This window comes from Streptomyces sp. NPDC046876 (assembly GCF_040645035.1).
In the GTDB taxonomy this organism is placed as follows: Bacteria; Actinomycetota; Actinomycetes; order Streptomycetales; family Streptomycetaceae; genus Streptomyces.
The window spans coordinates 32,678-55,478 of record NZ_JBEYXK010000019.1; the positions used below are offsets into that span (position 1 = coordinate 32,678).

General features: G+C 71.5%; 20 protein-coding genes and 1 riboswitch. Of the genes, 10 read left to right on the forward strand and 10 right to left on the reverse strand.

Annotated features, from left to right (window positions below; genetic code table 11):
* Positions 1-103: 103 nt before the first annotated feature.
* Complete coding sequence (locus ABZ924_RS13910) at positions 104-553, forward strand: hypothetical protein (protein ID WP_361907935.1); 450 nt, start codon at positions 104-106, stop codon at positions 551-553.
* Complete coding sequence (gene fxsT / locus ABZ924_RS13915; RefSeq protein WP_361907938.1) at positions 550-3,639, forward strand: FxSxx-COOH system tetratricopeptide repeat protein; 3,090 nt, start codon at positions 550-552, stop codon at positions 3,637-3,639. The genes ABZ924_RS13910 and fxsT overlap by 4 nt, the downstream gene beginning before the upstream one ends.
* Here the strand turns inward: fxsT and ABZ924_RS13920 are convergent.
* A complete protein-coding gene (locus ABZ924_RS13920) occupies positions 3,636-4,349 on the reverse strand; it encodes a flavodoxin family protein (protein WP_361907941.1) in 714 nt (237 codons plus the stop codon). The genes fxsT and ABZ924_RS13920 overlap by 4 nt on opposite strands.
* 228 nt (positions 4,350-4,577) lie before the next feature.
* Positions 4,578-4,797, forward strand: a riboswitch (cobalamin riboswitch).
* Between the two features lie 27 nt (positions 4,798-4,824).
* Here ABZ924_RS13920 and ABZ924_RS13925 point away from each other — a divergent pair.
* The 5 genes from ABZ924_RS13925 (at position 4,825) to ABZ924_RS13945 (ending at position 8,150) form a co-directional block, all read left to right on the forward strand.
* A complete protein-coding gene (locus ABZ924_RS13925; RefSeq protein ID WP_361907943.1) occupies positions 4,825-5,520 on the forward strand; it encodes an energy-coupling factor ABC transporter permease in 696 nt (231 codons plus the stop codon).
* A 5-nt stretch (positions 5,521-5,525) separates the two neighbouring features.
* The gene (locus ABZ924_RS13930; RefSeq protein WP_361907946.1) at positions 5,526-5,912 is read left to right on the forward strand and encodes an energy-coupling factor ABC transporter substrate-binding protein; all 387 of its coding nucleotides are present in this window, start codon (positions 5,526-5,528) and stop codon (positions 5,910-5,912) included.
* 3 nt (positions 5,913-5,915) lie between these two features.
* Positions 5,916-6,665, forward strand: a complete 750-nt coding sequence (gene cbiQ / locus ABZ924_RS13935; protein WP_361907949.1) for a cobalt ECF transporter T component CbiQ — start codon at positions 5,916-5,918, stop codon at positions 6,663-6,665.
* Positions 6,662-7,483 (forward strand): ATP-binding cassette domain-containing protein, encoded by an 822-nt coding sequence (locus ABZ924_RS13940; protein ID WP_361907952.1) that lies wholly within the window; start codon positions 6,662-6,664, stop codon positions 7,481-7,483. Before cbiQ ends, ABZ924_RS13940 begins: the two co-directional genes overlap by 4 nt.
* Before the next feature lie 91 nt (positions 7,484-7,574).
* Entirely contained in the window at positions 7,575-8,150 is a 576-nt protein-coding gene (locus tag ABZ924_RS13945) for a PadR family transcriptional regulator (protein WP_361907954.1), read from the forward strand.
* A 115-nt stretch (positions 8,151-8,265) separates the two neighbouring features.
* On the opposite strand, the gene ABZ924_RS13950 is transcribed toward ABZ924_RS13945, so the two are convergent.
* Positions 8,266-8,478, reverse strand: a complete 213-nt coding sequence (locus ABZ924_RS13950) for an EF-hand domain-containing protein (RefSeq protein ID WP_361907957.1) — start codon at positions 8,476-8,478, stop codon at positions 8,266-8,268.
* Positions 8,479-8,733: 255 nt separating this feature from the next.
* Between ABZ924_RS13950 and ABZ924_RS13955 the strand changes: the two genes are divergently transcribed.
* Both ABZ924_RS13955 and ABZ924_RS13960 read left to right on the forward strand, forming a co-directional pair.
* Positions 8,734-9,540 (forward strand): tRNA-dependent cyclodipeptide synthase, encoded by an 807-nt coding sequence (locus ABZ924_RS13955; RefSeq protein ID WP_361907960.1) that lies wholly within the window; start codon positions 8,734-8,736, stop codon positions 9,538-9,540.
* Positions 9,521-10,759: a cytochrome P450 gene (locus ABZ924_RS13960; protein ID WP_361907963.1), complete on the forward strand. Its 1,239-nt coding sequence runs from the start codon at positions 9,521-9,523 to the stop codon at positions 10,757-10,759. The genes ABZ924_RS13955 and ABZ924_RS13960 overlap by 20 nt, the downstream gene beginning before the upstream one ends.
* Before the next feature lie 89 nt (positions 10,760-10,848).
* Here ABZ924_RS13960 and ABZ924_RS13965 read toward each other — a convergent pair whose 3' ends face one another.
* The 7 genes from ABZ924_RS13965 to ABZ924_RS13995 all read right to left on the reverse strand — a co-directional run bounded on the left by ABZ924_RS13965 (position 10,849) and on the right by ABZ924_RS13995 (position 19,611).
* Complete coding sequence (locus ABZ924_RS13965) at positions 10,849-12,048, reverse strand: YncE family protein (RefSeq protein WP_361907965.1); 1,200 nt, start codon at positions 12,046-12,048, stop codon at positions 10,849-10,851.
* Complete coding sequence (locus ABZ924_RS13970; RefSeq protein ID WP_361907968.1) at positions 12,045-12,845, reverse strand: polysaccharide deacetylase family protein; 801 nt, start codon at positions 12,843-12,845, stop codon at positions 12,045-12,047. The genes ABZ924_RS13965 and ABZ924_RS13970 overlap by 4 nt, the downstream gene beginning before the upstream one ends.
* Before the next feature lie 374 nt (positions 12,846-13,219).
* The gene (locus ABZ924_RS13975) at positions 13,220-13,723 is read right to left on the reverse strand and encodes an ATP-binding protein (protein ID WP_361907971.1); all 504 of its coding nucleotides are present in this window, start codon (positions 13,721-13,723) and stop codon (positions 13,220-13,222) included.
* 249 nt (positions 13,724-13,972) lie between these two features.
* Positions 13,973-14,740 carry an enoyl-CoA hydratase-related protein gene (locus ABZ924_RS13980; protein ID WP_361907974.1) on the reverse strand — a complete coding sequence of 256 codons (768 nt, stop codon included), beginning with the start codon at positions 14,738-14,740 and terminating at the stop codon, positions 13,973-13,975.
* A 107-nt stretch (positions 14,741-14,847) separates the two neighbouring features.
* Positions 14,848-16,074, reverse strand: coding sequence for an Ig-like domain-containing protein (locus ABZ924_RS13985; RefSeq protein WP_361908081.1), 1,227 nt, complete (start codon positions 16,072-16,074; stop codon positions 14,848-14,850).
* Positions 16,075-16,255: 181 nt separating this feature from the next.
* Complete coding sequence (locus ABZ924_RS13990; RefSeq protein ID WP_361907977.1) at positions 16,256-18,238, reverse strand: choice-of-anchor A family protein; 1,983 nt, start codon at positions 18,236-18,238, stop codon at positions 16,256-16,258.
* A 176-nt stretch (positions 18,239-18,414) separates the two neighbouring features.
* Positions 18,415-19,611 carry an Ig-like domain-containing protein gene (locus ABZ924_RS13995; RefSeq protein WP_361907979.1) on the reverse strand — a complete coding sequence of 399 codons (1,197 nt, stop codon included), beginning with the start codon at positions 19,609-19,611 and terminating at the stop codon, positions 18,415-18,417.
* 206 nt (positions 19,612-19,817) lie between these two features.
* Here ABZ924_RS13995 and glgX point away from each other — a divergent pair, with 206 nt between their 5' ends.
* Positions 19,818-22,211 carry a glycogen debranching protein GlgX gene (gene glgX, locus ABZ924_RS14000; RefSeq protein ID WP_361907982.1) on the forward strand — a complete coding sequence of 798 codons (2,394 nt, stop codon included), beginning with the start codon at positions 19,818-19,820 and terminating at the stop codon, positions 22,209-22,211.
* A 51-nt stretch (positions 22,212-22,262) separates the two neighbouring features.
* Here the strand turns inward: glgX and ABZ924_RS14005 are convergent, their stop codons facing one another.
* Positions 22,263-22,766, reverse strand: a complete 504-nt coding sequence (locus ABZ924_RS14005; protein WP_361907985.1) for a MarR family transcriptional regulator — start codon at positions 22,764-22,766, stop codon at positions 22,263-22,265.
* Between the last annotated feature and the right edge of the window lie 35 nt (positions 22,767-22,801).

Sequence of the window (22,801 nt, forward strand, 5' to 3'; positions counted from 1 at the left end):
TGACACGCCCACGTCGCAGACGCTCAGGGTGCACAGGATCTCGGTCCGCCGCTGCCCCTATTCTTCTCTCACATCGACCAGGTCACACACGGGGGTGCGTCGAATGAGCATGGAAATTGCGGAGTTGGTCCAGGAAGCCGGACCCTACGTGACGGCAGCCCTCGGAGCATACGGTCATGCGGTACTGACGCGTGTGGAAAACGCGGCCGCTGACTCGACCGCCGCAATCGGCCAAAGGGTGTTGGAGGCCGTCTGGCGCCGCCGCGACCCCGAAGGCCGCGCGACACTCGAGACAGCCGTTCAGAACGCTGCCGAGGAGGTCGACGATCCCGACGCGCTGGCGGCACTGCGCCTGCAGATCAAGCGCGCCCTGCGTGACGATCCCGACCTGCTCAATGAGCTCGCCGCTCTTCTGCCTGCGCCTGCCGGAGCAGGGACGGTCAACGCATCGGGCGAGCGCGCCATCGCCGCCCAGTCCATCGGCGTTGCCATCACCGGCGACAACAACTCCATCGGCGGACACCCGGCCACCACCACTCCGGCGACGGCGTGAGGATCGAGGCGTCCGGCCCCGGATCGATTGCCGCTCAGAACATCGGCACAGCCATCACGGGTGACGTCATCCTGCAGGCAGAGATGCTGCACTCGGCTCGGGATGTTCAAGCTCCCGCCGGAACCACCAATCTGAGGATGCCTGGCCTGTTCCTGGGCCGCGAAGAGGAACTCGCCTGGATCGAACTCGACATGGCTGCCGGGCGGGAATCCGCTGTCGCCTCGGTGTCAGCCATCCACGGTCTTGGCGGCACCGGAAAGAGCACCCTCGCCCTCCACTACGCCCACCGCCACCGGGACACCCACGGCCTCGTGTGGTGGATCACCGCCGACTCGCCGGCACGCATCGAGCAGTCCTTTGCCGCACTCGCCCTGCGCCTGTTCCCGGCCTGGGCCGGGTCGGCATCGACCGAACAGCAGGCGCAGTGGGCCCTGACCTGGCTCGACTGGCACCCCGGCTGGCTACTGATCTTCGATAACGTCGAGGACCCGCGAGATCTTGACCCTTATACGGGCGCCTTGAGGGGGCAGATCATCGCCACCAGCCGCAAGGCGGCCGGTTGGCCGCGCACCACCCGCACCCTGTCACTCGGCATCCTGCCGAGTGACCAGGCTGCGGACCTCATCTGCCGCCACGCCTTGGACGAGGCGCCGACACCACGCCAGGTCCAGGATGCCCGCGCGCTCGCCTCCGCACTCGGCCACTTGCCCTTGGCCCTGGAACAGGCCGGTGCATACCTGGCCCAGAACCCCACCATCGGCTTCGACGCCTACCGCCGGCGGCTGTCCACAAAGCTCGGCAAAGCGGCCGAAGGCACAGCCCCCGAACGCACCATCGCCCGCATCTGGAGCCAAACCCTCAAGACCCTGAACAGTCGCTGCCCGCTGGCGGTCACCATCCTCCAGACCCTCTCATGGCTCGCGCCGGACGACATTCCTGTCGCCCTGCTCGAAGCAGCAGACACAGAGGCCGACGACCTCCACGAAGCCCTCGGCATCCTGCGTGCCTACAGCATGGTCACTCTCAGCCGGAATACGGTCAGCGTTCACCGTCTTGTTCAGACGGTCCTCAGGCATCATGGGGTCGAGCATGGCGAGGTCCCGGCCGGACGAAGAGAGGCCGAGCTGCTCCTGCACAGGGTGGTGGCCGCCCTCCCCGAGCCCCCAGACTCCGAGCCATCCGGCGAATGGGACACCTTCCTGCCGCACCTCATCGCTCTGGCAATCACCACCCCACGTGGTCACCGCGACAGCTTTCTTGCCGGCCGTTATGCCGCCGCTGCCCAATATTTGGCCCAACGCGGTCATAATTCCCGCGCCGTCCCACTCCTGCAGGCGGCTCTCGCCCAGTGCGAAGAGGTGCTTGGTGACACTCAGCGCATCACCCTTGCCGTACGCGGCAACCTCGCAACCGCCCACCTCGACTCCGGAGACTTCGCGCAGGCCATCGCGCTGCTGGAGGAAACCCATGCGCAGTGTGAGCGCGCACTCGGGGGTTCCCACCCCGATACCCTCACTGTCTGCCGCAACCTCGCGGACGCTTGCCGCGCATCGGGCGACTTGACCCGTGCCATCTCGTTGCACGAAAGCACCCTCACCCTGCGACAGGAAGTCCTCGGCGACGCCCATTCGCACACTCTCGACAGTCGCATCGGTCTGGCCGAGGCCTACGCAGCCTCGGGTGATCTGGTGCGGGCCATCGCATTCCAGGAGGCCACTCTTGCTCTCTGCGAGCGTGTGCTCGGTGATGTGAGCCGCGAGGCGCTGTCCAGCCGCAGCAGCCTCGCGGCCGCGTACTTGTCCTCCGGGAACGCGACCCGCGCCGTCCCTCTCTATGAAACGGTGCTCGCCCAGCGGCAACGAGCACTCGGCGAGGGCCATCCAGACGTCCTGTCCAGCCGTGCCAATCTCGCCTTGGCCTACCGAGGCGCCGGCGAACTGAACCGCGCCGTCACGATCCTCGAGACGGCTCTGGCGCAATGCGAGCAGGTGCACGGCGACGCCCACCCGGAAACCCTGACCGTCCGTACCAACCTTGCCCACACATTGCACGAAGTCGGCGACCTGGCCCGTGCCATCCCCATGCTGGAAACCAGCCTGGCCCACCACCAGCAACTGCTCGGCGATACCCATCCCTATACGCTCAGCTCCCAGAACGGGCTCGCCAATGCGTACCTGGAGGCCGGTGACCCGGCAGGCGCCATTTCGCTGTACGAGACCACACTCGGCCACCGCATTGAGCTTCTGGGCGAGACCCATCCGCACACCCTGGCCACACGCAGTGGTCTCGCCAACGCGTACCTGGTCATCGGCGATCTACACAAGGCCATCCCCGCGTTGGAGACGGCTCTCGCTCAGTGTCAGGAGATCCTCGGCGCCTCTCACCCCGACACGGTGGCCAACCGCATCAGCCTGGCCAGATCGTTCGAACTGGCCGGCGATCCGACTCGGGCCATCCCTTTGATGGAGGCGAGTCTGGATCATTGCGAGCAGGCCCTGGGCAACGCCCACCCCCACACCCTGGTCAGTCGTAACAACCTTGCCAACGCATATCGAGAAGCCGGTGACCTTGTTCGCGCCATTCCGCTTCTCAAAACCTCCTTTGCCGAATGTGAACGAGTTCTCGGCGAAGCCCACCCCACCACGCTGATCAGCCTCGGGAACCTCGCAGGGGCCCACCTGCAGTCCGGGGACGTGCCCCGCGCCATCTCCATGCTGGAAGCCGCGCTGACCCTGTCCGAGCAAGCCCTCAGCGACACCCACCCCACTGCCCTGCGCAGCCGCAGCAACCTGGCCTTCGCATACCGGGCGGCCGGACGAATCGATCGAGCGATCCCCCTATTCCGGACCGCACTGGCTCAGTACGAGCAGGTCTTCGGCGACGTGCACCCCGAAACCGTCACTCTTCGCCACAACCTCGCTGTCACGTACTTGGAGGCGGGAGAGGCAGTACTCGCCGTTCCCCTGTTCGAGGCCACGCTTGCTCGATCGGCGCACATGCTCAGTGACAGCGAACAGGACACCCTGCGCCGCTTTCTCGCCGCCCATCCTCGTCGGCCGGGTGCCCACACGGAGTCCGCCGGCTAGCGGTGTTCGGGGTTGGGGAAGTCGAAGCGGCAGCCGGCGTCCCATCGGGAGCGCTGGTTGCCGTGGGCGGGGATGCCGCCGGAGCGTTTGAGCAGGGCCGCCAGGTGCATCAGGTTCCACGACATGAAGGTCGTGTTGCGGTTGGTGAAGTCGTTCTCGGGGCCGCCCGAACCCGGATCGAGGTACGAGGGTCCGGGGCCGGCCTCGCCGATCCATCCGGCGTCGGCCTGCGGGGGGACCGTGTAGCCCAGGTGCTGGAGGCTGTAGAGGATGTTCATGGCGCAGTGCTTCACGCCGTCCTCGTTGCCGGTGACGAGGGCGCCGCCCACACGCCCGTAGTAGGCGTACTGGCCCTGCTCGTTCAGGAGCGAGGAGCAGGCGTAGAGCCGTTCGATGACCTGCTTCATCACCGAGCTGTTGTCGCCGAGCCAGATGGGGCCGCACAGGACGAGGATGTCGGCGGCCATGATCTCGCTGTAGAGGACCGGCCACTGGTCGTTCTCCCAGCCGTGCTCGGTCATGTCCGGCCAGACGCCGGTGGCGATGTCGTGGTCGACGGCGCGGATCAGGGAGGTGCGGGCGCCGGCCGACTCCATGACGGCGCGGCTCCTGGAGATCAGGCCCTCGGTGTTGCTGGTCTCGGGCGAGCGCTTGAGCGTGCAGTTGACGTACACGGCGCTCAGGTCGGAGTAGTCGTGTTCGGTGGCCACTGGGACAGCCTGTGCAGCCGTGGGCCGCCCCGCCACCGGGGCGCGGCCGTACGGGCGTGCCGCGCGTCGGGGTGCGGGAGCGGAAGGGCGCCGGGGCGTGCGCCGGTCGTACGCCGGGGCGGGGAACTTCCGTGGCCCGGGCACCGGTTCGCGTGCGGCGTGGGCACCGCGGCGCGGCCCGGCGGCCGCAAGCGGAACGGGCGGCGGCTGCCGGGGGCCGGAAGCCGGGTTGTTTCGGGTCCATGCGGCCGAATAGGGTCAGCGGGCCTTGGTGTACGGGAAACCGGTGCAAGACCGGTGCGGCCCTCGCCACTGTGAACGGGAAGTCCGGCTCTACTCCTGCGGGAAGCCACTGGGCGGCGCGGGGGGATCCGCATCGCCCGGGAAGGCGGAGCCAGGGCATCAGCACCCGTGAGCCAGGAGACCGGCCGGGGCGCGTTGTCCATCCACGAGGTGCTGGAGAGGTCTCCCACTCATGCATATAGCCGAGGGCTTCCTGCCCCCCTGGCACGCGGTCGCCTGGGGCGTCGCGTCCGCTCCCTTCGTCGTCCACGGCGCCCGTGCGCTCACCCGCGAGGTGAAGGCCAACCCCGAGAGCACGCTGCTGCTCGGCGCGTCCGGGGCGTTCACGTTCGTCCTGTCCGCCCTGAAGATCCCCTCGGTGACGGGCAGTTGCTCGCACCCCACCGGGACCGGGCTCGGCGCGATCCTCTTCCGGCCGCCGATCATGGCGGTGCTCGGCACGATCACCCTGCTCTTCCAGGCGCTGCTGCTGGCGCACGGCGGGCTGACGACCCTCGGCGCGAACGTCTTCTCCATGGCGATCGCCGGGCCCTGGGCGGGCTACGGGATCTACGCGCTGCTGCGGCGCTTCGACGCACCGCTGATGGTGTCGGTGTTCCTCGGGGCGTTCTTCGCCGACCTGGTCACCTACTGCGTGACCTCGGTGCAGCTCGCGCTGGCCTTCCCGGACCCGGGCACCGGCTTCCTCGGCGCGCTCGGCAAGTTCGGCGGCATCTTCGCCGTCACCCAGATCCCGCTGGCCGTGAGCGAGGGCCTGCTCACCGTCCTGGTGATGCGGCTGCTGATGCAGTCCAGCAAGTCCGACCTGGTCCGGCTGGGCGTCGCCAAGCTGACCGCGGGCCGCAGCGAGCAGAAGGCGACGGTGTGAGGGGCATGAGCCGGAACGCGAAGATCAACGGCCTGCTGCTGCTCCTGGTGGCGGCCCTCGCCGTCCTGCCGATCGCGCTGGGGCTCGGCGAGGGGAAGGAGGAGCCGTTCTCGGGCTCCGACAACCAGGCCGAGGCGGCCATCACCGAGCTCAAGCCGGACTACGAGCCGTGGTTCTCGCCGCTGTACGAACCGCCCTCCGCCGAGGTGGAGTCGGCGCTGTTCGCCCTCCAGGCGGCGCTCGGCGCGGGGGTGCTCGCGTACTACTTCGGCGTCCGCAAGGGCCGCCGCCAGGGCGCGGCCGCCGCAGCCGCCGCATCGGCCGATGCCGCCGCGGCCGATGCCGCCGCCCCGGCCGGTGCCGCAGCCACCCCCGCGGCCGCGGAGTCATAGGCGGTGCTGCCGATCGACGTGGCCGCGCACAGCAGTCGCTGGCGCGGCCGCCACCCGCTGGAGAAGGCCCTGCTGGGGCTCGGCCTGACCGTCACCGCCGTGTGCCTGCCGCCCTGGCCCGGCGGCCCCCTGGTGGCCGCCGCGACCCTGGCCGTGCTGCTCGGGCCGGCCGGGGTCCCCGGGCGGCAGCTGTGGCGGGCCTTCCGGATCCCGCTCGGCTTCTGCTTCACCGGGGCGGTGCCGCTGCTGTTCGCGGTGGGCGGGGCGGCGGGACCCGTCTCGCTGGCCCCCGACGGCCCCCGGCACGCCGCCGAGCTGCTGCTGCGTACGTCGGCGGCCTCGCTCGGCGTGCTGCTGTTCGCGTTCACCACCCCCGTCTCGGACGTGCTGCCCCGGCTGGCCAGGGCCGGCGTCCCCGCGCCCGTGGTGGACGTGGCACTCGTCATGTACCGGATCGGGTTCCTGCTGCTGGATTCCCTGGACCGGGTCAAGCGCGCCCAGGCGGCCCGCCTGGGGCACGCGGGTCGGGCGGCGGTGTGGCGGTCCCTGGCCGGGCTCGCCGCGACCTCCTTCGTCCGGGCCTTCGACCGCGCGGCGCGGCTCCAGTCGGGCCTGGCCGGGCGCGGCTACGACGGGACGCTGCGGGTCCTCGTCCCCGAGGCGGCGCTGTCGTGGCGCTTCCTCGCGGCCTCGGCGGCCCTGCTGGCCGGCCTGGTCGCGCTGACTCTCACCCTGAAGGGCGTGTACCTGTGAACCCGTTGGTGGAACTGGCCGGCGCCGGCTACGCGTACGAGGACGGCCCCCCGGTGCTGACCGGCGTGGACTTCGCCATCGCCGAGGGGCGCGCGCTGGTCCTGCTGGGCCGCAACGGCAGCGGCAAGACCACGCTGATGCGGCTGCTCAGCGGCGGCCTGCGGCCCGCCGCGGGCGAGCTGCGCCTCGACGGCAGCGCGGTGTCGTACGACCGGGCGGGCCTGACCCGGCTGCGCACCGCGGTCCAGCTGGTCGTCCAGGACCCGGACGACCAGCTGTTCGCCGCCTCCGTCGAGCAGGACGTGTCGTTCGGCCCGATGAACCTGGGCCTGCCCGTGGAGGAGGTGCGGGCCCGGGTGGACTCGGCGCTGGCGGCGCTCGACATCACGGCGCTGCGGGACCGCCCGACGCACCTGCTCTCGTACGGGCAGCGCAAGCGTGCGGCGATCGCGGGCGCGGTGGCGATGGCCCCGCGGGTGCTGATCCTGGACGAGCCGACGGCCGGCCTCGACCCCGACGGCCAGGAACGGCTGCTGGACACCCTGGCCGGGCTCCGCTCGCGCGGGACGACGGTGGTGATGGCCACGCACGACGTCGACCTGGCCGTGCGCTGGGCCGACGACGCGGCGGTGCTGACCCCGTCCGGGATCCGCTTCGGCCCGGCGCCGCAGCTGCTGTCGGACCCGGAGCTGCTGGCGGGGGCGGGCCTGCGCCAGGCCTGGGCCCCGGCGGTGGCGGCGCTGCTGCGGGCCCGGGACCTGCTGGGGGCGCAGGCGGCGGGACCGAAGACCCCGGAGGCGCTGGCCTCCTGGCACTGACGGACGGCCCGGGACGCTGCCGGCTTCCGGGCCGGCGGCTCCGGGGGCCGGTGCCCGCGGCCCCCGTCCCGGGGCTCCCTAGGATGACGGCATGTCGCTGCCGCACGCCATCCTCACCGCCCTGCTCGAGAAGCCCTCGTCGGGGCTGGAGCTGACCCGGCGGTTCGACAAGTCGATCGGGTACTTCTGGTCCGCGACGCACCAGCAGATCTACCGGGAGCTCGGCCGGCTGGAGGAGGCCGGGCTGATCCGGGCGCTGCCAAGCGAGGTGCCCGTACGGGGGCAGAAGAAGGAGTACGAGGTGCTGCCGGCCGGCGGCGCGGAGCTCGCCCGGTGGGTGGGCGAGAGCCAGGACCCCAAGGCCATCCGGGATCCGCTGCTGCTGCGGATCCGGGCGGCGGCCGTCGTCGGGCCGCAGGGGCTGGCCGCGGAGCTGCGGCGCCACCTGGAGCTCCACCGCAGGCAGCTGGCGGTGTACGAGGCCATCGAGGCCAAGGACTTCCCGCCGGAGCGGGACTCCGACGAGGACAGGCTGCGCCGGCTCGTGCTGCACGGCGGGACCGGCCTGGAGACGTTCTGGCTGCGGTGGCTGGAGGAGGCCCTCGCCGAGGTCGAGGACATGACGGGGCCCGGGCCGGAGCCGGACCGGCCCGCCGCGACGGGCTGACCCGCGGGGCTGACCCGCGGGCTGGTGTGCGGGGCTGACCCGGGCGGGCCGAGGCCGGGCACGCTGACGCCCCCGTCCCGCCCGGCAGGGGCGGCACGGGGGCGTGGCACGGGGCTTACTTGTTCAGGGAGGCCCAGAACTCGTCGAAGCTCATCAGGCCGTCGCCGTTCGTGTCCTTGGCGGCGATGACGGCGTCCGCGACCGGGCCGGTGACGAACGGGTCGCCCATCTCCGCCATGGCCTGCCGGAACTCGTCGGCCGTGACGAAGCCGTCGCCGTCCACGTCGAACCGGCCGAACGTCGTCCGCGCGCTCTCGATGTCCGCCACTGGGATCCACCCCTTCTTGGTGCTCGTTGACCGGCTCAGGGTAGCGCCAGCGGGTCGCCGCCCCGCCCCCGGGTCCCGTTCGGGCGGCAGAAAGAAATTCAATTCCCCCTCCAGAATGCGGAACACATAATTCCGCCCAAGAAATCGGAACGGGACTTGTCACGTTCCGGGGTCACGGCATAACGTACCGGCATTGCCGCCACACCGGGAGCGCAGGGCTCCCAGGGACAAGTGGCATAAAGGGCGATCACACAGGTGACGATCACAACTGACGCATCATTCGAAGTTCTGCCCTTCACCCGCACCTGCCGACATATCTGGGAAGACGGCGACCATGTGCTCATCGGAGTGAGTCCCGGAAACAGCTACTTCAGCTCCGAGCGCATCCGCAGTCTCGCCCGATGGGCGGCTCCCCGGTTCGCGCAGATCGACTTCGTCTACGCCGACCTCCACGTGGACCGTATGTTCGCCGCCTTCGGCCACAGCCCGGAGCACGCGGGCCGGCGCGCCGCGAAAGAGATCAAGGCGGTCCGGCGCCGGATCGTCAAGGGTGTCGAGGAATCCGGGCACCCGCATGCGGAGATCCGCGTGCGCGCCCTTTCCGAGTTCCAGTCGAACCCCGTCTACCAACTACTGCACCGGCGCGTCCTCCATTTCCTGGAGACTGACCCGGAATTCCGCAAGGGCTGTGAGGAGATGGCCCTGCACTTTATCGGCCCGAAGTTGCCGGAGGGTGAATCCGTCACGGCAGAGCAGTTGCAGGTGTGTTTCGACTACCTGGCGGCCGAACTCCCGTTCTTCGTGGACACCCCGAGCATTCTCGACGTTCCGTCGTCCGTGGCGGCCTACCACGTCCGGATGCCGATGACCGACGTCCTCTTCGGCCGCGGCGGGGGCCTGCGCGCCACCCGCAACCAGGCGTACGCCGTCGTACGCCCCGAGCCGGGGCCCGAGCCGGGGCCCGCGCCGGAGCCCGGGACCAGGACCAAGGCCAAGACCCACACCGAATCCGAGACCGAGGCCGAGGCCGAGAGGGGCGTCGATGAGCGTCGAGCAGCATGAGGCCGGCCGGGACCCCGCCGAGCCCCTCCTCGACTTCCCGCTGTCGCGCCGCGGCGACGTGCTGCCCGAGGAGTGCGCCTGGCTGCGGGAGAAGGCGCCGGTCGCGCGCGTCCGCACGCTCACCGGGGACCCGGCCTGGCTGGTGAGCAGCTACGCGCTGGCCAAGCAGGTCCTGGAGGACGAGCGGTTCAGCCTCAAGGACACGGCCCGGCCCGGCGTGCCGCGCCAGTACGCGCTGACGATTCCGCCCGAGGTCGTCAACAACATGGGCAACATCAACAGCGCCGGCCTGCGCAGTGCGGTGATGAAGGCGCTGAACCCGCGGCAGCCCGGGCTCCGGGACGCGCTGCACGCCGCCGCTCACGGACTCGTGGACGCCCTCGTGTCCGAGGGCGGGCCCGCAGACCTCCGGGCGGGGTTCGCCGACCCCTTCTCGGCGGCGCTGCACTGCCGGGTGCTGGGGGTGCCGTTCGAGGACTGGCGGCGTCTGATGTCGGGGCTGGACGTCGCGTTCATGACCGCACGCGAGCCGTTCGCCGACTCGGCGCTCAACTGGTACAAGGACGTGGGCTACTTCGCCGACCGGCTCCGGGAGCAGCTCGCCCTGCCCGCCGAGCAGCGTACGGGGCTGCTCGGCACGTTCGCGGGGCTGAGGGAGGCCGACCCGGAATCGGCGCACCTGACCGACGAGATGTTCGCGACGGTCGCGGTGTCGCTGTTCGGGGCGGGCGCGGTGTCCACCTCGGCGTTCCTGGTCCTCGCGGTGCTGGCACTGCTCCAGCGGCCGGAGCTCATCGGCTACCTGCGCCGGCATCCCGAGCGCATGGGGAAGGCGGTCGAGGAGCTGCTGCGCTGGAACCTTTCCGTGGGCGACGGCCTGCCGCGCATCGCGCTGGCCGACGTCCGGGTCGGGGACGTGCTCGTCAGGGAGGGCGAGCTCGTTCTGGTCCTGCTGGAAGGGGCCAACTTCGACCCGGAGGCCTTCGCCGACCCGGGCCGGCTGGACCTGGAGCGTGAAAGCCCCCACCCGCACTTGGCGTTCGGAGCCGGCCGGCACTTCTGCCCGGCCTCCGCCCTGGGCCGGGCGCACGCCGAGATCGCGCTGGAGGTGCTGGTGGACCGGCTGCCGGGGCTCCGGCTCGCGGTGCCCGCCGAGAACCTGGTCTGGCGTACGGGCTTCATCAAGCGGCTGCCGGAGCGTCTCCCGGTCGCCTGGTGAGGAGGCGGCGGCGCCCCGGGAGTTGTGCGAGCTCCCGGGGCGCCGCTGCTGACGGGCTGCAGGCGGGTCGGCGGCCGAGCTGCTGCCGGCTACCGGAAGACGCCGGTGTGGCCGAGCGAGTAGCGGCCGGGCTGCGGGTAGACGGCCAGGCCGTGCGGGCCGCCGCCCACGGGGATGCGGGCCAGCTGCCGGCCGGTGGCGGTGTCGATGGCGTACACCTCGGAGTTGTAGCGGCCCGAGAGCCACAGCACCTTGCCGTCGGCGGAGACGCCGCCCATGTCGGGGCTGCCGCCGTTCGGGAGGTCCCATTTCTTGGTGAGCTCGTTCTTGCGGAAGTCGAAGACCGAGATGGTGCCCTCACCGCGGTTGGAGATGTACATCTCGCGGGAGTCGCGGCTGATGTACAGGCCGTGGCAGCCCTTTCCGGTGGGCAGCAGCCGCGGCGTGTCGAACGCGTCGCCGCTGAGCACCCACATGCCGTGCGCCATCATGTCCGCGACGTAGAAGGTCTTGCCGTCCGGGGAGATCTTGACGTCCTGCGGCATGGCGCCCTCGAAGGGCAGCTTCTGCTTGGCGATGACCGCCATCTTCTCGGTGTCGACCTTGAGGAGTTCGCCGGAGAACTCGCACGAGACGATGAAGTAGCGGCCGTCCGCGGAGAAGTCGGCGTGGTTGACGCCGAGGCACTTCACGGGCAGCGTCTTGACCCGGTCCATCGTGTGCGCGTCGCGGAAGACGAGCTCCTTGTCCATCGAGGCCATGACGACCGCGTACTTGCCGTTCGGCGTGAAGTACAGGTTGTACGGGTCGTGCACCTCGACGGGCTCGCCCGCCTCGCCGGTGGCGGGGTCGATGGGCGTGAGGGTGTGGCCGCGGTTGTTGTTGACCCACAGGGTCTTCATGTCCCAGGACGGGACCACGTGCTGCGGCTGGATGCCGACCGGGATGGTGTCGATGACCTTGTACGTCTTCGGGTCGATCACCGAGACCGTGTTGGAGGTGGTGTTCGGCACGTACACGCGCGAGGGGAAGTCCTTGACCACCGGGGAGAGCCGGTTCGGCCGGTCGGCCGCGTACACGTCCTTCGGGTCGAGGAGCGGCGGCATCCCGGCCAGGCCGGGCGGCGCCACCGGGACCGCCTTGGCGGGCTGCCCGGGCGGGTCGGCCGGCGCCTTGGAGCCGAGCGCCTCGGCGGGGCCCTTGCTCGCCGATCCGCAGCCGGCCAGGGCGGCGAGGACCAGACCGGCCAGCAGCACGGTGGCCTTCCGGGGAAGGCGGGTGGTGGTCATGGGGTCAGCAGCTCCGTGGTGGTCACCGCGCGCAGGTTGCGGCGCGCGAGTTCTTCGAGGAGGGGCGGCATCGCGTCGACCGTGTCCGCGTAGCCGAAGTGCAGGCTCACCACCGATCCGCTGCGGATCGTCCCGGTGACCGTGCGGATGACGGCCGCGGCGCCGGGCGAGGTGAAGTCGAGGGAGTCCACGTCGTACGACAGGACGTGCGGGTAGCCCGCCCGCCGGGCCAGCTTCTTGACGAGCGCGGTGGCGTACTGGGCCTGCGAGGGGCGGAACCAGGTGCCGATGGAGCCGGTGAGCCGTTTGAGGCGCTCGGCGCAGCCGGTGATCTCGGCCTGGGCCTCCGCCTCGGGCAGCGCGTTGATCGCGAGGTGGCGCTGGGTGTGGTTGCCGAGCTCGTGCCCGCCGTCGAGGACCCGGCGGGCGAGCTCCGGGTGGGCGTCGAGCCAGCTGCCGATGGCCAGTACGGTGACCCGCGCGCCGGCGCGTTCGGCCTCGGCGAGGACGGCCCGGGCGGTGGCGGGGTCCCCGTTGCCGTGGAAGGTGAGGGCGACGCGGGGGCGGTCGCGGGGGCCGTGCGCGATCTCGTCGGGCTGGCCGGGGAAGCGGCGCGGGGCCGGAGCCGCGGCCGGGGCGCGGCCGGGCTCGGCGGGGGCGCGCCCGGCGGCCTGCCCGGCGGGGGCCGCGGAGCGGGCCGGGTCGCCCGCACCCGCCCCGCAGGCGGTGGCGAGGGCGCCGACGGCGGCGGCCGCGCCGGCGCGGAGGGCTGATCGGCGGTCCGGAGAGCAGGGCACCTGCCCATTTAAGAGGCAGATGACATGAAAGATAACGATTGACCCAATTCGGGGTGTTCGTCGAAGTGGACCCGTTCGGAGGACTCTCCGCTATCCGATCAACGAATCACGCAGAACGGTGCATTGTTATTCATGGATTGCGAGGCGAGTGGCCGACCTCACCTAGGATTTAGATGGAAACTCTTAGGCTTTACACACTTATGTCCGAGTTGGGACTTTTGGCATTCGGTCCCCCGTCTGCCATAGTCGGAACCACGGCTTCCCCATTGACCCGAGCGAAGTCGCCCGCCGAGGATCACACCCCCTTCGATCCTCGGCGCACCCATGAAGCCCCCACCGCGCCCCACCACGGCGACCAGGGGGCTTCAGGCGTATCAGCGGTCGGCCACCCTCATCTCGAACCAGGTGATCTTGCCGCGGGGCAGCAGATCGGCACCCCAGCGGTCGGACAGCTTGTCCACGAGGAAGAGCCCGCGGCCGGTGGTGTCCAGCTCGTGGACCGGCATCAGGCAGGGCAGCCCGCGCGAGGGGTCGCGCACCTCGACGCGGATCCAGCCGCGCCGGCGCAGCATCCGCAGTCCGAAGGAGCGGGCACCGGTGTGCCGGACCGCGTTGCCGACGAGCTCGGAGACGAGCAGTACGGTGTGCTCGGAGACCTGCGGCGAGAACCCCCAGAAGCGGATGACCACGTACTGGGTGAGCCGGCGGGCGGTGCTCGCCGACTCCGGCATGGACGGCAGCGTCACTTCCGCCTCGGCCGGATTGCCGTACAAGTCCAGCGCCTTGAGGCCCTGTTCGTCCTCGAGCGCCGCCATCGGCCGCACGGCGGAAGCGCTGCTGCGCTGCCGCGGCTGTTCCACACCCTCCAGGCCCGCCATGAACCCATCATGGACGGCCGACACGCCCGTCCGGGCCGTTCCGCAGGAAAACACCCCCCGCAGCACGCGGCCCCAAGGGGGTGTCCTGTCATATGCGTTGGGCATCAGGCAGCCCGCAAAACCACTCTGATCTGCGGTGACACCCTGCGCACCGACGATCACGCCGAGTGGATCAACAGGCTGCCTTAACCCTGCCTTAAGGTCTGGCTAATCCACCCCCAGGGAGGACCGACGAGTTCTCGATCCGGCCTAGAGGAACTTGGCCTTGCCCGGGCCCTCCTCGACGAAGCTGCGCATCCCGCGCTCGCGGTCCTCGGTGGCGAACAGACCCGCGAACCAGTTGCGTTCGATGGTCAGGCCGGTGTCGATGTCCGCCTCCAGGCCCGCGTCCACGCACTCCTTCGCGGCGCGCAGCGCGATGGCCGGGCCCTGGGCGAGCTTCGCGGCCCAGGCGCGGGCCTGCTCGTACACCTCGGCGGCGGGCACGACGCGGTCCACGAGGCCGAGCGCGAGCGCCTCGTCGGCCTTGACCATGCGCCCGGTGAAGATGAGGTCCTTGGCCTTGGAGGGGCCGATCAGGCGGGACAGGCGCTGGGTGCCGCCCGCGCCGGGGATGAGGCCGAGCAGGATCTCGGGCTGGCCGAGCTTGGCGTCGTCGGCGGCGATGCGGTAGTCGGCGCACAGCGCCAGCTCGCAGCCCCCGCCGAGGGCGTAGCCGGTGACGGCGGCGACGACCGGCTTGGGGATGCGGGCCACGGCGGTGAAGGCGTCCTGCAGTGCGCGGGACCGGGCGACCATCGCCGCGTGGTCCATCGTCTGCATCTCCTTGATGTCCGCGCCCGCCGCGAACACCTTCTCGCCGCCGTAGAGGATCACGGCGCGGACGTCGGCCCGGTCGGTGGCCTCCGCCGCGAGCTCGCGCAGCCGGTCCTGGGTGGCGATGTCCAGGGCGTTCATGGGCGGCCGGTCCAGGCGGAGGGTGCCGACGCCTTCGGAGACTTCGAGAGAGAGGGTCATACGGGGAAGGTTAGCGCCGGTTAACACGAAGTGGCCCGGTGCTGTGGGTCACAGCACCGGGCCACGGGTCCGCGCTCGGCGCCGCTAGGGCGCCGCGACGGGGAGGACTACTTGATCCACTCCGCCCAGTCCATGTTCCAGCCGTTGAGGCCGTTGTCCGGGGCGATCTGCTTGTCCTTGGAGTTCTTCACGACGACGACGTCACCGATGAGCGACTCGTTGAAGAACCAGGCGGCGGGCTGGTTGCCGTCACCGGCGCCGCGGACGTCCTTCAGGCCGACGCAGCCGTGGCTGACGTTCTCCGAGCCGAACGTGCCGGAGGAGGCCCAGTAGTTGCCGTGGACGAAGGTGCCCGAGTTCGACAGGCGCATCGCGTGCGGAACGTCCGAGATGTCGTACTCGCCGCCGAAGCCGACGGTGGCGCCGTTCATCCGGGTCACCTTGTACTTCTCGCTGATGACCATCTGCCCGTTGTACGTGGTCGTCGACGGGGCGCCCGCGGTGATGGGGAGGTTCTTGATGACCTGTCCGTCGCGGACGACCTGCATGGTGTGCTCGCTCGCGTCGACCGTGGAGACCTGCGAGCGGCCGATGGTGAAGGTGACCGTACGGGTCTGCTTGCCGTAGACGCCGGGCCGGCCCTCGACGCCGTCGAGCGCGATCTTGACCGTGACCTTGGTGCCCGCGGCCCAGTACTTCTCCGGGCGGAAGTCGAGGCGGTCGTTGCCGAACCAGTGGCCCTCGATCGGCACGGACGGCTCGGCCGTCACCGTGATGGCCTTCTCCACGGCCTCGGTGTTGGTGATGCCGCGGGTGAAGTTGAAGGACACCGGCATGCCCACGCCGACGGTCTCGCCGTCCTCGGGCGCGTAGTGGCCGACGAAGGTGTTCGTCGGGGTGAGGGTGGTGAAAGTGGTGTCCTTGGCGGACTCCCGGCCGGCCTCGTCCTTGGCGACCGCGTGCACCTTGTACTCGGTGGCGGAGGCCAGGTTGCGCGCCGGCTCCCAGCTCGCACCGTCCGCGGCGATCTTGCCGTCGACGGCGTTGCCCTTGGTGTCGGCGACGGTCACCGTGGTGAGCTTGCCGCCGGTGCTGGATATCTTCAGGACGCCGCTGGTCGCGACTTCCTTGGACCCGTCGTCCGGCTTGACGTTGACGACGGCCTTCGACGCCTCGTTGCCGGGCTTGGCCGCCCCGCCGGCGCCGCCGTTGCTGCCGCCGCCTCCGCCGCCGTTGGTTCCGCCGCCGCTGCACGCGCTGGTGAACAGCAGGGCCGCCCCCAGCAGGAGGGCCGGCAGGCCGGTGCGGCGGACGCGGCCGCGTATCGGCTGCAGGTTCACTCTTCTCTTCTCCCCATGTCCCCCGCGCGCGGACAGTCGCGCGCATGCCGACAGGAAATCACATGGAGATATCACGAAGAGAAACGGTCATGTCACCGTTCCGTCCCAAGTCGCGCGCCGGACGGTACGGGAACGGGCCCGCACGGCGCAGCGCGCGGGCCCGTGGGGGGACGGGTCAGACGTGCGGGACACCTTCAGGACGGTCGTCCTTGGCGTGGTCGTCCTCGCCGTGGTCGTCCTTGGCGTGGTCCTTGTCCTTGTCCTTGTCCTTGTCGTGGTCCTTCCCGTGCTCCTTGTCCTTGTCCTTGTCCTTGTCCTTGTGCTGCTCGCGCTTGTTGTCGAGCGTCACGGCGATCCGGCGGCCCGGGGTGTCGTCGGCCAGGACCAGCGGCCCCGTCACCGCGTTCGCCGGCAGCGCGTAGCCCTCGGGGACGTCCGTCTCCCGCAGGTAGTACGTACCGTTCTCCAGGTGCGCGAAGGTGCAGCCGCCCCGGTCGTCCGTGGCGCAGCCCGGCCGGACGAGGAGGTCGGAGTCCTCGCCCCGCGGCTGCAGGCCCTCGGTTCCGTTGGTCTCCTTCCAGACCTCGAACACCGCGCCGCGCAGCGGCTGCTTCGTCTTGGCGTCCTTCTTCAGGACCTCCAGCTCGCCCGCGTGACCCCGCCGGTCGTTGTCCAGCACCCCCGTGGCGCCCCGCTCGGCGTTCTGCTCCGTCAGGACCAGCGTGGCGACGGCCCGTCCGGGCAGCACGTAGCCGTCAGGGGCTGCGGTCTCGCGCCAGTAGTAGGTGCCGACCGGGACGGTCCGCTCGCACACGCCGTCGCGGCCGGTCACGCACACCGGCAGGAGCTGCTCGTCGGGGTCGGGGCCGGTGGTCTGCAGGCCCGGCACGCCGTTGCTCTCGCGCCACAGCTCGAACGTGGCCCCTTCGAGGGGGCCGCCGGTCTCGCGGTCCTGCTTGAGGACGCTCACCCTGCCGGTGACCGGCTGCGGGTCGCCGCACTCGGGCAGGTCTCCGGTGAAGGGGTAGGCGTGGAACTCCTGTCCGCCGCCCCCGGCCTGGGAGCTGGTGTGCGTGACGGAGCCGGTGGTGAAGAAGCGGCCGTTGATGCCGGGGAGGGTGACGGTGGTCTCGGAGGACTGCTCGCCCATGAGGAGGCTGCCCTGGAACTGGCCGGTGCCGGTCAGTCCGATCCGGGTGGCGTCCGGGAAGTTCCACAGCAGCCGTTCCCGGTGGGCGTTGAGCGGGTCCGTGTCGGCGATGCCGCCGCTGTAGGTGTTGATGGTGCGGGTGGGGCCGAGGACGTTGACGAGGATGGTCGCGCCCTGCGGGATCCGGGTGAAGCGGACGCCCTGCTGGACCCCTCCGACCCCGGCCAGGTCGGCGTCGACGTTGAAGACCTGGAGGCGGGAGGTGTTGTCGCCGGTGAAGAGGGTCTCGAAGCCGCTGTTGACGACGGTTCCGGTGGCCGGGCGGAGCCGGCCACCGGGGCGGGCGTAGCAGCGGCTGGCCTCCGTGAGGCGGTCGCGCAGGCCCGCGTACGGGGCGGCCGCGCCGGTGTCGTGGACGAGGGTGCCGCTGACCGTGCCGGTGAGCCGGCCCGCGTGGCGCACGACGCCGGTGTCGGCGATCAGGCGCTCGCCCTCGGCGACGGTGACGCTGCCGCCAGTGGTGAGGAAGTCCGCCCCGGCGGGCGGGGGGACGAGGGAGCCGGCGCCGACGATGCCGACGTTGTAGCGGCTGTCGAAGCCGGCCGCCTTGTCCTGGTCGAAGTCGCCGAGGACGACGACGCGGCCCTCGGCCTCGGAGGCGCGCTCGCGAACGCGGAAGTCACCGCCGACGAAGATGTTGACGGCGTTGTCCCGGCCCCGGGCGACGCCGTCGCTGCCGATCGGCGGGAACGGGTCGGGGCAGCGGCCCGGGGCGCACGGGCCGAGCCCGCCCGGCAGCGGGGCCCGCCGTACGCCCGGCGCACGGACGCCCGGCGCGCGGACGCCCTGCACCCGGACGCCCGCGTCCGGCGCGGACCGGACCTGCGCGGGTCCGGTCCCGGCCCCGCCGGGGACGGCCGCGAGGGCCGTGGAGGCCGCCGTGGCCCCGGTGGCCAGTGCGACGGCGACGGTGACCGCGAGTCCGAGGGGCCATTTCCTTGCTGACATGACGCTCCGTCCGTGTCCTGGCGCGCGTGCGCCGCTGGGCTGGGGCCAGCCCAGCGCAGGCGGCGGCGCGGCGGACGGACGACACTCCAGGCCCGCGGGATTTCCGGTAGGACAATCACCCGGGTGGTGTGGCCCTTGGTCCCGTGCGATCGGTACGGACCGTACGGCCCGTACGGTCAGCTGATGGCGGAGCCCGCGACCCAGTCGGTCCAGGACATGTTCCAGCCGCCCAGCCCGTTGTTCGGGGCGACCGTCTTGTCCTGCGAGTTGACGACCTCCACCACGTCCCCGACCAGGGTCCGGTCGAAGAACCAGCCGGCGGGGGTGTCCGAGCCTCCGCCCTTGTCGTCGCGCAGGCCCACGCAGCCGTGGCTGGTGTTGGTGGAGCCGAAGGTGTCGGGGCTGGCCCAGTAGTTCCCGTGCAGGAAGGTCCCGGAGGTGGTCAGGCGCATGGCGTGCGGGACGTCCGGGATGTCGTATTCGCCGCCGAAGCCGACCGTCTGGCCGTTCATCCGGGTGACGTCGAACATCTCCATCACCACCATCTTGCCGTTGTAGGTGGTGTTCTTCGGCGCACCGGCGCTGATCGGGAGGGTCTGGACGAGCCGGCCGTCGCGGCGGACCTCCATGGTGTGCGCGGCCGCGTCCACGGTGGAGACCTGGGAACGGCCGACGGTGAACTTGATCGTCTTGTCCTGGATGCCGTACGAGCCCGGCGCGCCCTGGACGTCGCGCAGGTTCACCCGGACGGTGACCTCGGTGCCGGGCTCCCAGTACTGCTTGGGCCGGAAGTCGAGGCGCTCGCGGCCGAACCAGTGGCCAACGATGTCGACGGCGGGCTCGGCGGTGACGGTGATGGCCCGTTCGATGTCGGCCTTGTTCACGATGGACCGGCTGAAGTTGAAGGAGACGATCATTCCGGTGCCGACGGTGGAGCGGTTCTCGGGTTTGAAGTAGCCGATGAACCGCTCCGCGGGCACGTAGGTGGTGAAGCTGGTGTGCCGGGCCTGGCGGCGGTTGTGGCCGTCGAGGGCGACCGCGTCCACGGTGTACTTGGCGGCGAGCGCGAGCTTGCCGGCCTCCGGGTCGGGGCTCCAGCTGAGGCCGTCGGGGGCGATGGAGCCGGGGACGCGTTCCTCCTGGGCGTCCTCGACCTTGGTGACGACGACCCGCTCGAGGCGGCCCTCGGGGACCCGGACCGTCAGCGGGCCCTCGGCCGGGACCCCCCTGGCGTTGTCGTCGGGGGTGATCCGGATGGCGTCCTCGGGCGCCTTCGGTTTGCCGGGCAGCTCGATCTCGACCGGGGGACGGCCGTCGTCGGTGCACCCGGCCAGCCCGCCCAGCAGGGCCGCCCATGCCGCCACGGCGGCCAAGCCCGCCCCTGCCCGCCTCGTCAGAAGTGTCACGAACCGTCCAACGACCGGGCCCCCCGGGGGAAACGTCGGCGCGGCCCACGTTCCGGGCGGAACTGTCCGGGCAGAACAGTGGGAAGGACCAGACGGGGGCGGGCCCGGGCCGGGACGCCCGGGGCCGCACCACCCCTGCCCCCGCCGGTACCCGTGAGCCGTGGAGGCGGGCAGTGTCGAGCGCAGCCGAGTACGAGGCGGTGGATACCGCCGCCATGGGGGCAGTGGAGGCCGGAGCGGCGCGGGCCGCGGACGCGGCGCCGGGCGGGCGCATCGGGGTGCAGGGCGCCGCTGCGCCCGCGCCGGCGCACGCGCCCGCGCCGGTGGCCGGCCCCGGGCCCGCGGCGCCGCCCGCGACGGCGCCCGCGGCGCCGTCGCCGGGTCCGGAGCCGGCCCTGCGGGCGGCGCGGACAGCGGCGGGGCCCCCGGTGTGGCCGGGGTCCTCGCATCCGCTGGGGGCCCGGTTTCGCACCGGTCCGGACGGCACGGCCGGCACCAACTTCGCGCTGTGGGCGCAGGGCGCGGAGGCGGTGGAGGTGTGCCTGTTCGACGCCGACGGCGCGGAGACCCGCTGCGCGCTGACCGAGCTCACGCACGAGATCTGGCACGGCTTCCTGCCCGGGGTGCGGCCCGGGCAGCGGTACGGCTTCCGCGTGCACGGCCGCTGGGACCCGTGGACGGGGGCCCGGTTCAATCCGGCGAAGCTGCTGCTGGACCCGTACGCGCGGGCCGTCGACGGCGAGTTCTCCCTGCCCCCCGAGGTGTACGGGCACGTCCGCGACTGGCCGCAGCAGTACATCGCGGACACCGTGCGCGACGACCGCGACTCGGCGCCGTTCGTGCCGAAGGGGGTGGTGGTCCACGATGACGACGACTGGGCGGACGACGTCCGGCCGAAGACGCCGTGGGCGGACTCGGTCATCTACGAGCTGCACGTGCGCGGGTTCACGATGCGCCATCCGGGGGTGCCCGAGGAGCTGCGCGGCACGTACGCGGGCCTGGCCCATCCGGCGGCGGTCGAGCACCTGGTGCGGCTGGGGGTGACGGCGGTCGAGCTGCTGCCGGTGCACCAGTTCGCACACGAGGACCACCTGCTGCGCCGGGGACTGCGCAACTACTGGGGCTACAACTCGATCGGCTACTTCGCCCCGCACGCGGGGTACTCCGCCTCCGGTACGGTCGGGCAGCAGGTCGGCGAGTTCAAGCGGATGGTGCGGGCCCTGCACGCGGCCGGGATCGAGGTCATCCTCGACGTGGTCTACAACCACACGGCGGAGGCGGGCGAGCTGGGCCCGACGCTGTCGCTGCGCGGGATCGACAACCGGGGCTACTACCGGCTCCAGTCCGACCAGCGGCGCTACGCCGACTACACGGGCTGCGGGAACACCCTGCACGCGGGGCGGCCGCACGTGCTGCGGCTGATCACCGACTCGCTGCGGTACTGGGTGACGGAGATGGGGGTGGACGGCTTCCGCTTCGACCTGGCGGCGGCGCTGGCCCGCTCGATGCACGACGTGGACATGCTCTCGCCGTTCCCGGCGGTGATCGCGCAGGATCCGGTGCTGCGGCGGGTGAAGCTGATCGCCGAGCCGTGGGACGTGGGCTCGGGCGGTTACCAGGTGGGGGCCTTCCCCCCGCTGTGGACGGAGTGGAACGACCGCTACCGGGATGCGGTGCGGGACTTCTGGCGGGGCGCGCTGCCCGACGTACGGGACCTGGGGTACCGGCTGTCGGGGTCGAGCGACCTGTACGCGTGGGGCGGGCGGCGGCCGTACGCCTCGGTGAACTTCGTGACGGCCCACGACGGTTTCACGCTGCGGGACCTGGTGAGCTACGAGCGCAAGCACAACGAGGCCAACGGGGAGGCGGGCCGGGACGGGACGAACGACAACCGGTCGTGGAACTGCGGGGCCGAGGGCGAGACGGACGACGCCCGGATCGGGGCGCTGCGGCGGCGGCAGCTGCGGAACCTGCTGACGACGCTGCTGCTGTCGACCGGGGTGCCGATGCTGGTGGCGGGCGACGAGTTCGGGCGGACGCAAGGGGGCAACAACAACGCGTACTGCCAGGACAACGAGACGGGCTGGGTGGACTGGTCGCTGCTGGGCGATCCGGCGTGGCGGGAGCTGTGCACGCTGACCGCGCGGCTGGTGGCGCTGCGCCAGGAGCATCCGGTGCTGCGCCGGCGGGCGTTCTTCTCGGGGCGGCCGCAGGGCGCGGACGGGCTGCGGGACCTGGCCTGGTTCACCCCGGCGGGCGGGGAGATGACGGAGCGGGACTGGTACGCGCCGACCGCCGCGCTCGGGATGTACCTCTCGGGACGGGACATCCCGGGCCGCGACGAGCAGGGGCGGCAGGTGACCGACGACAGCTTCCTCGCGCTGCTGCACGCCGGGGACCGGCCGCTGGCGTGGGTGCTGCCGGGGCCGCCGTGGGCGGCGGAGTACGAACTGGTGCTGGACACGGCCCGGGAGGACCAGGCCGCGGCCCCGGGGACCCGGTACCGCGGCGGGGAGACGCTGACGGTGCCGGCGCGGTCGGTGCTGCTGCTGCGGGTGGCGGGCTGAGGGGCCGGGCTGCGGCAGTCGCGGGCGGGTGGATCGGGCGGGCGCGCGCCGTCAGGCCTGTTCCACGTGCAGCAGCATCCGCTTCAGCAGGGCGGACAGGGCGGTGCGTTCGGTGTCGTCGAGGGGCTCGATCATCTCCGCCTCGGCCATGCCGCGCCAGCGCATCGCCTCGATCCACCGCTTGTGGCCCTCTTCGGTGAGCTCGACGTCGACGCGGCGGCGGTCCCCCGCCGCGCGCACCCGGCGGATCAGTCCGGACTTCTCCAGGGTGTCGAGGCGGCCGGTCATGCCGGCCGGGGAGAGCAGCAGTTCGGCGGCGAGTTCGGCCGAGGGGGCCCGCCAGGGCGTGCCGCGGGAGGCGAGGCGGTGCATGGTCTCGAACTCGAACTCCTGGAGCCCGGTCTCGGCCAGGGCCCGCTCCTTGCCGTACTTCACGTGCTTGGCCAGCAGCTGGATCCGGGTGATGACCTGCTCGGTGGGCACGTCGAAGGGCACCTTGCCGCTCCAGCGGGCGATGTGCCGGTCGACCGAGTCCTCGGGGTCCACTGCGTCCATGCGGGAAGTATCGCACCCCGCACCAGATATTTCGT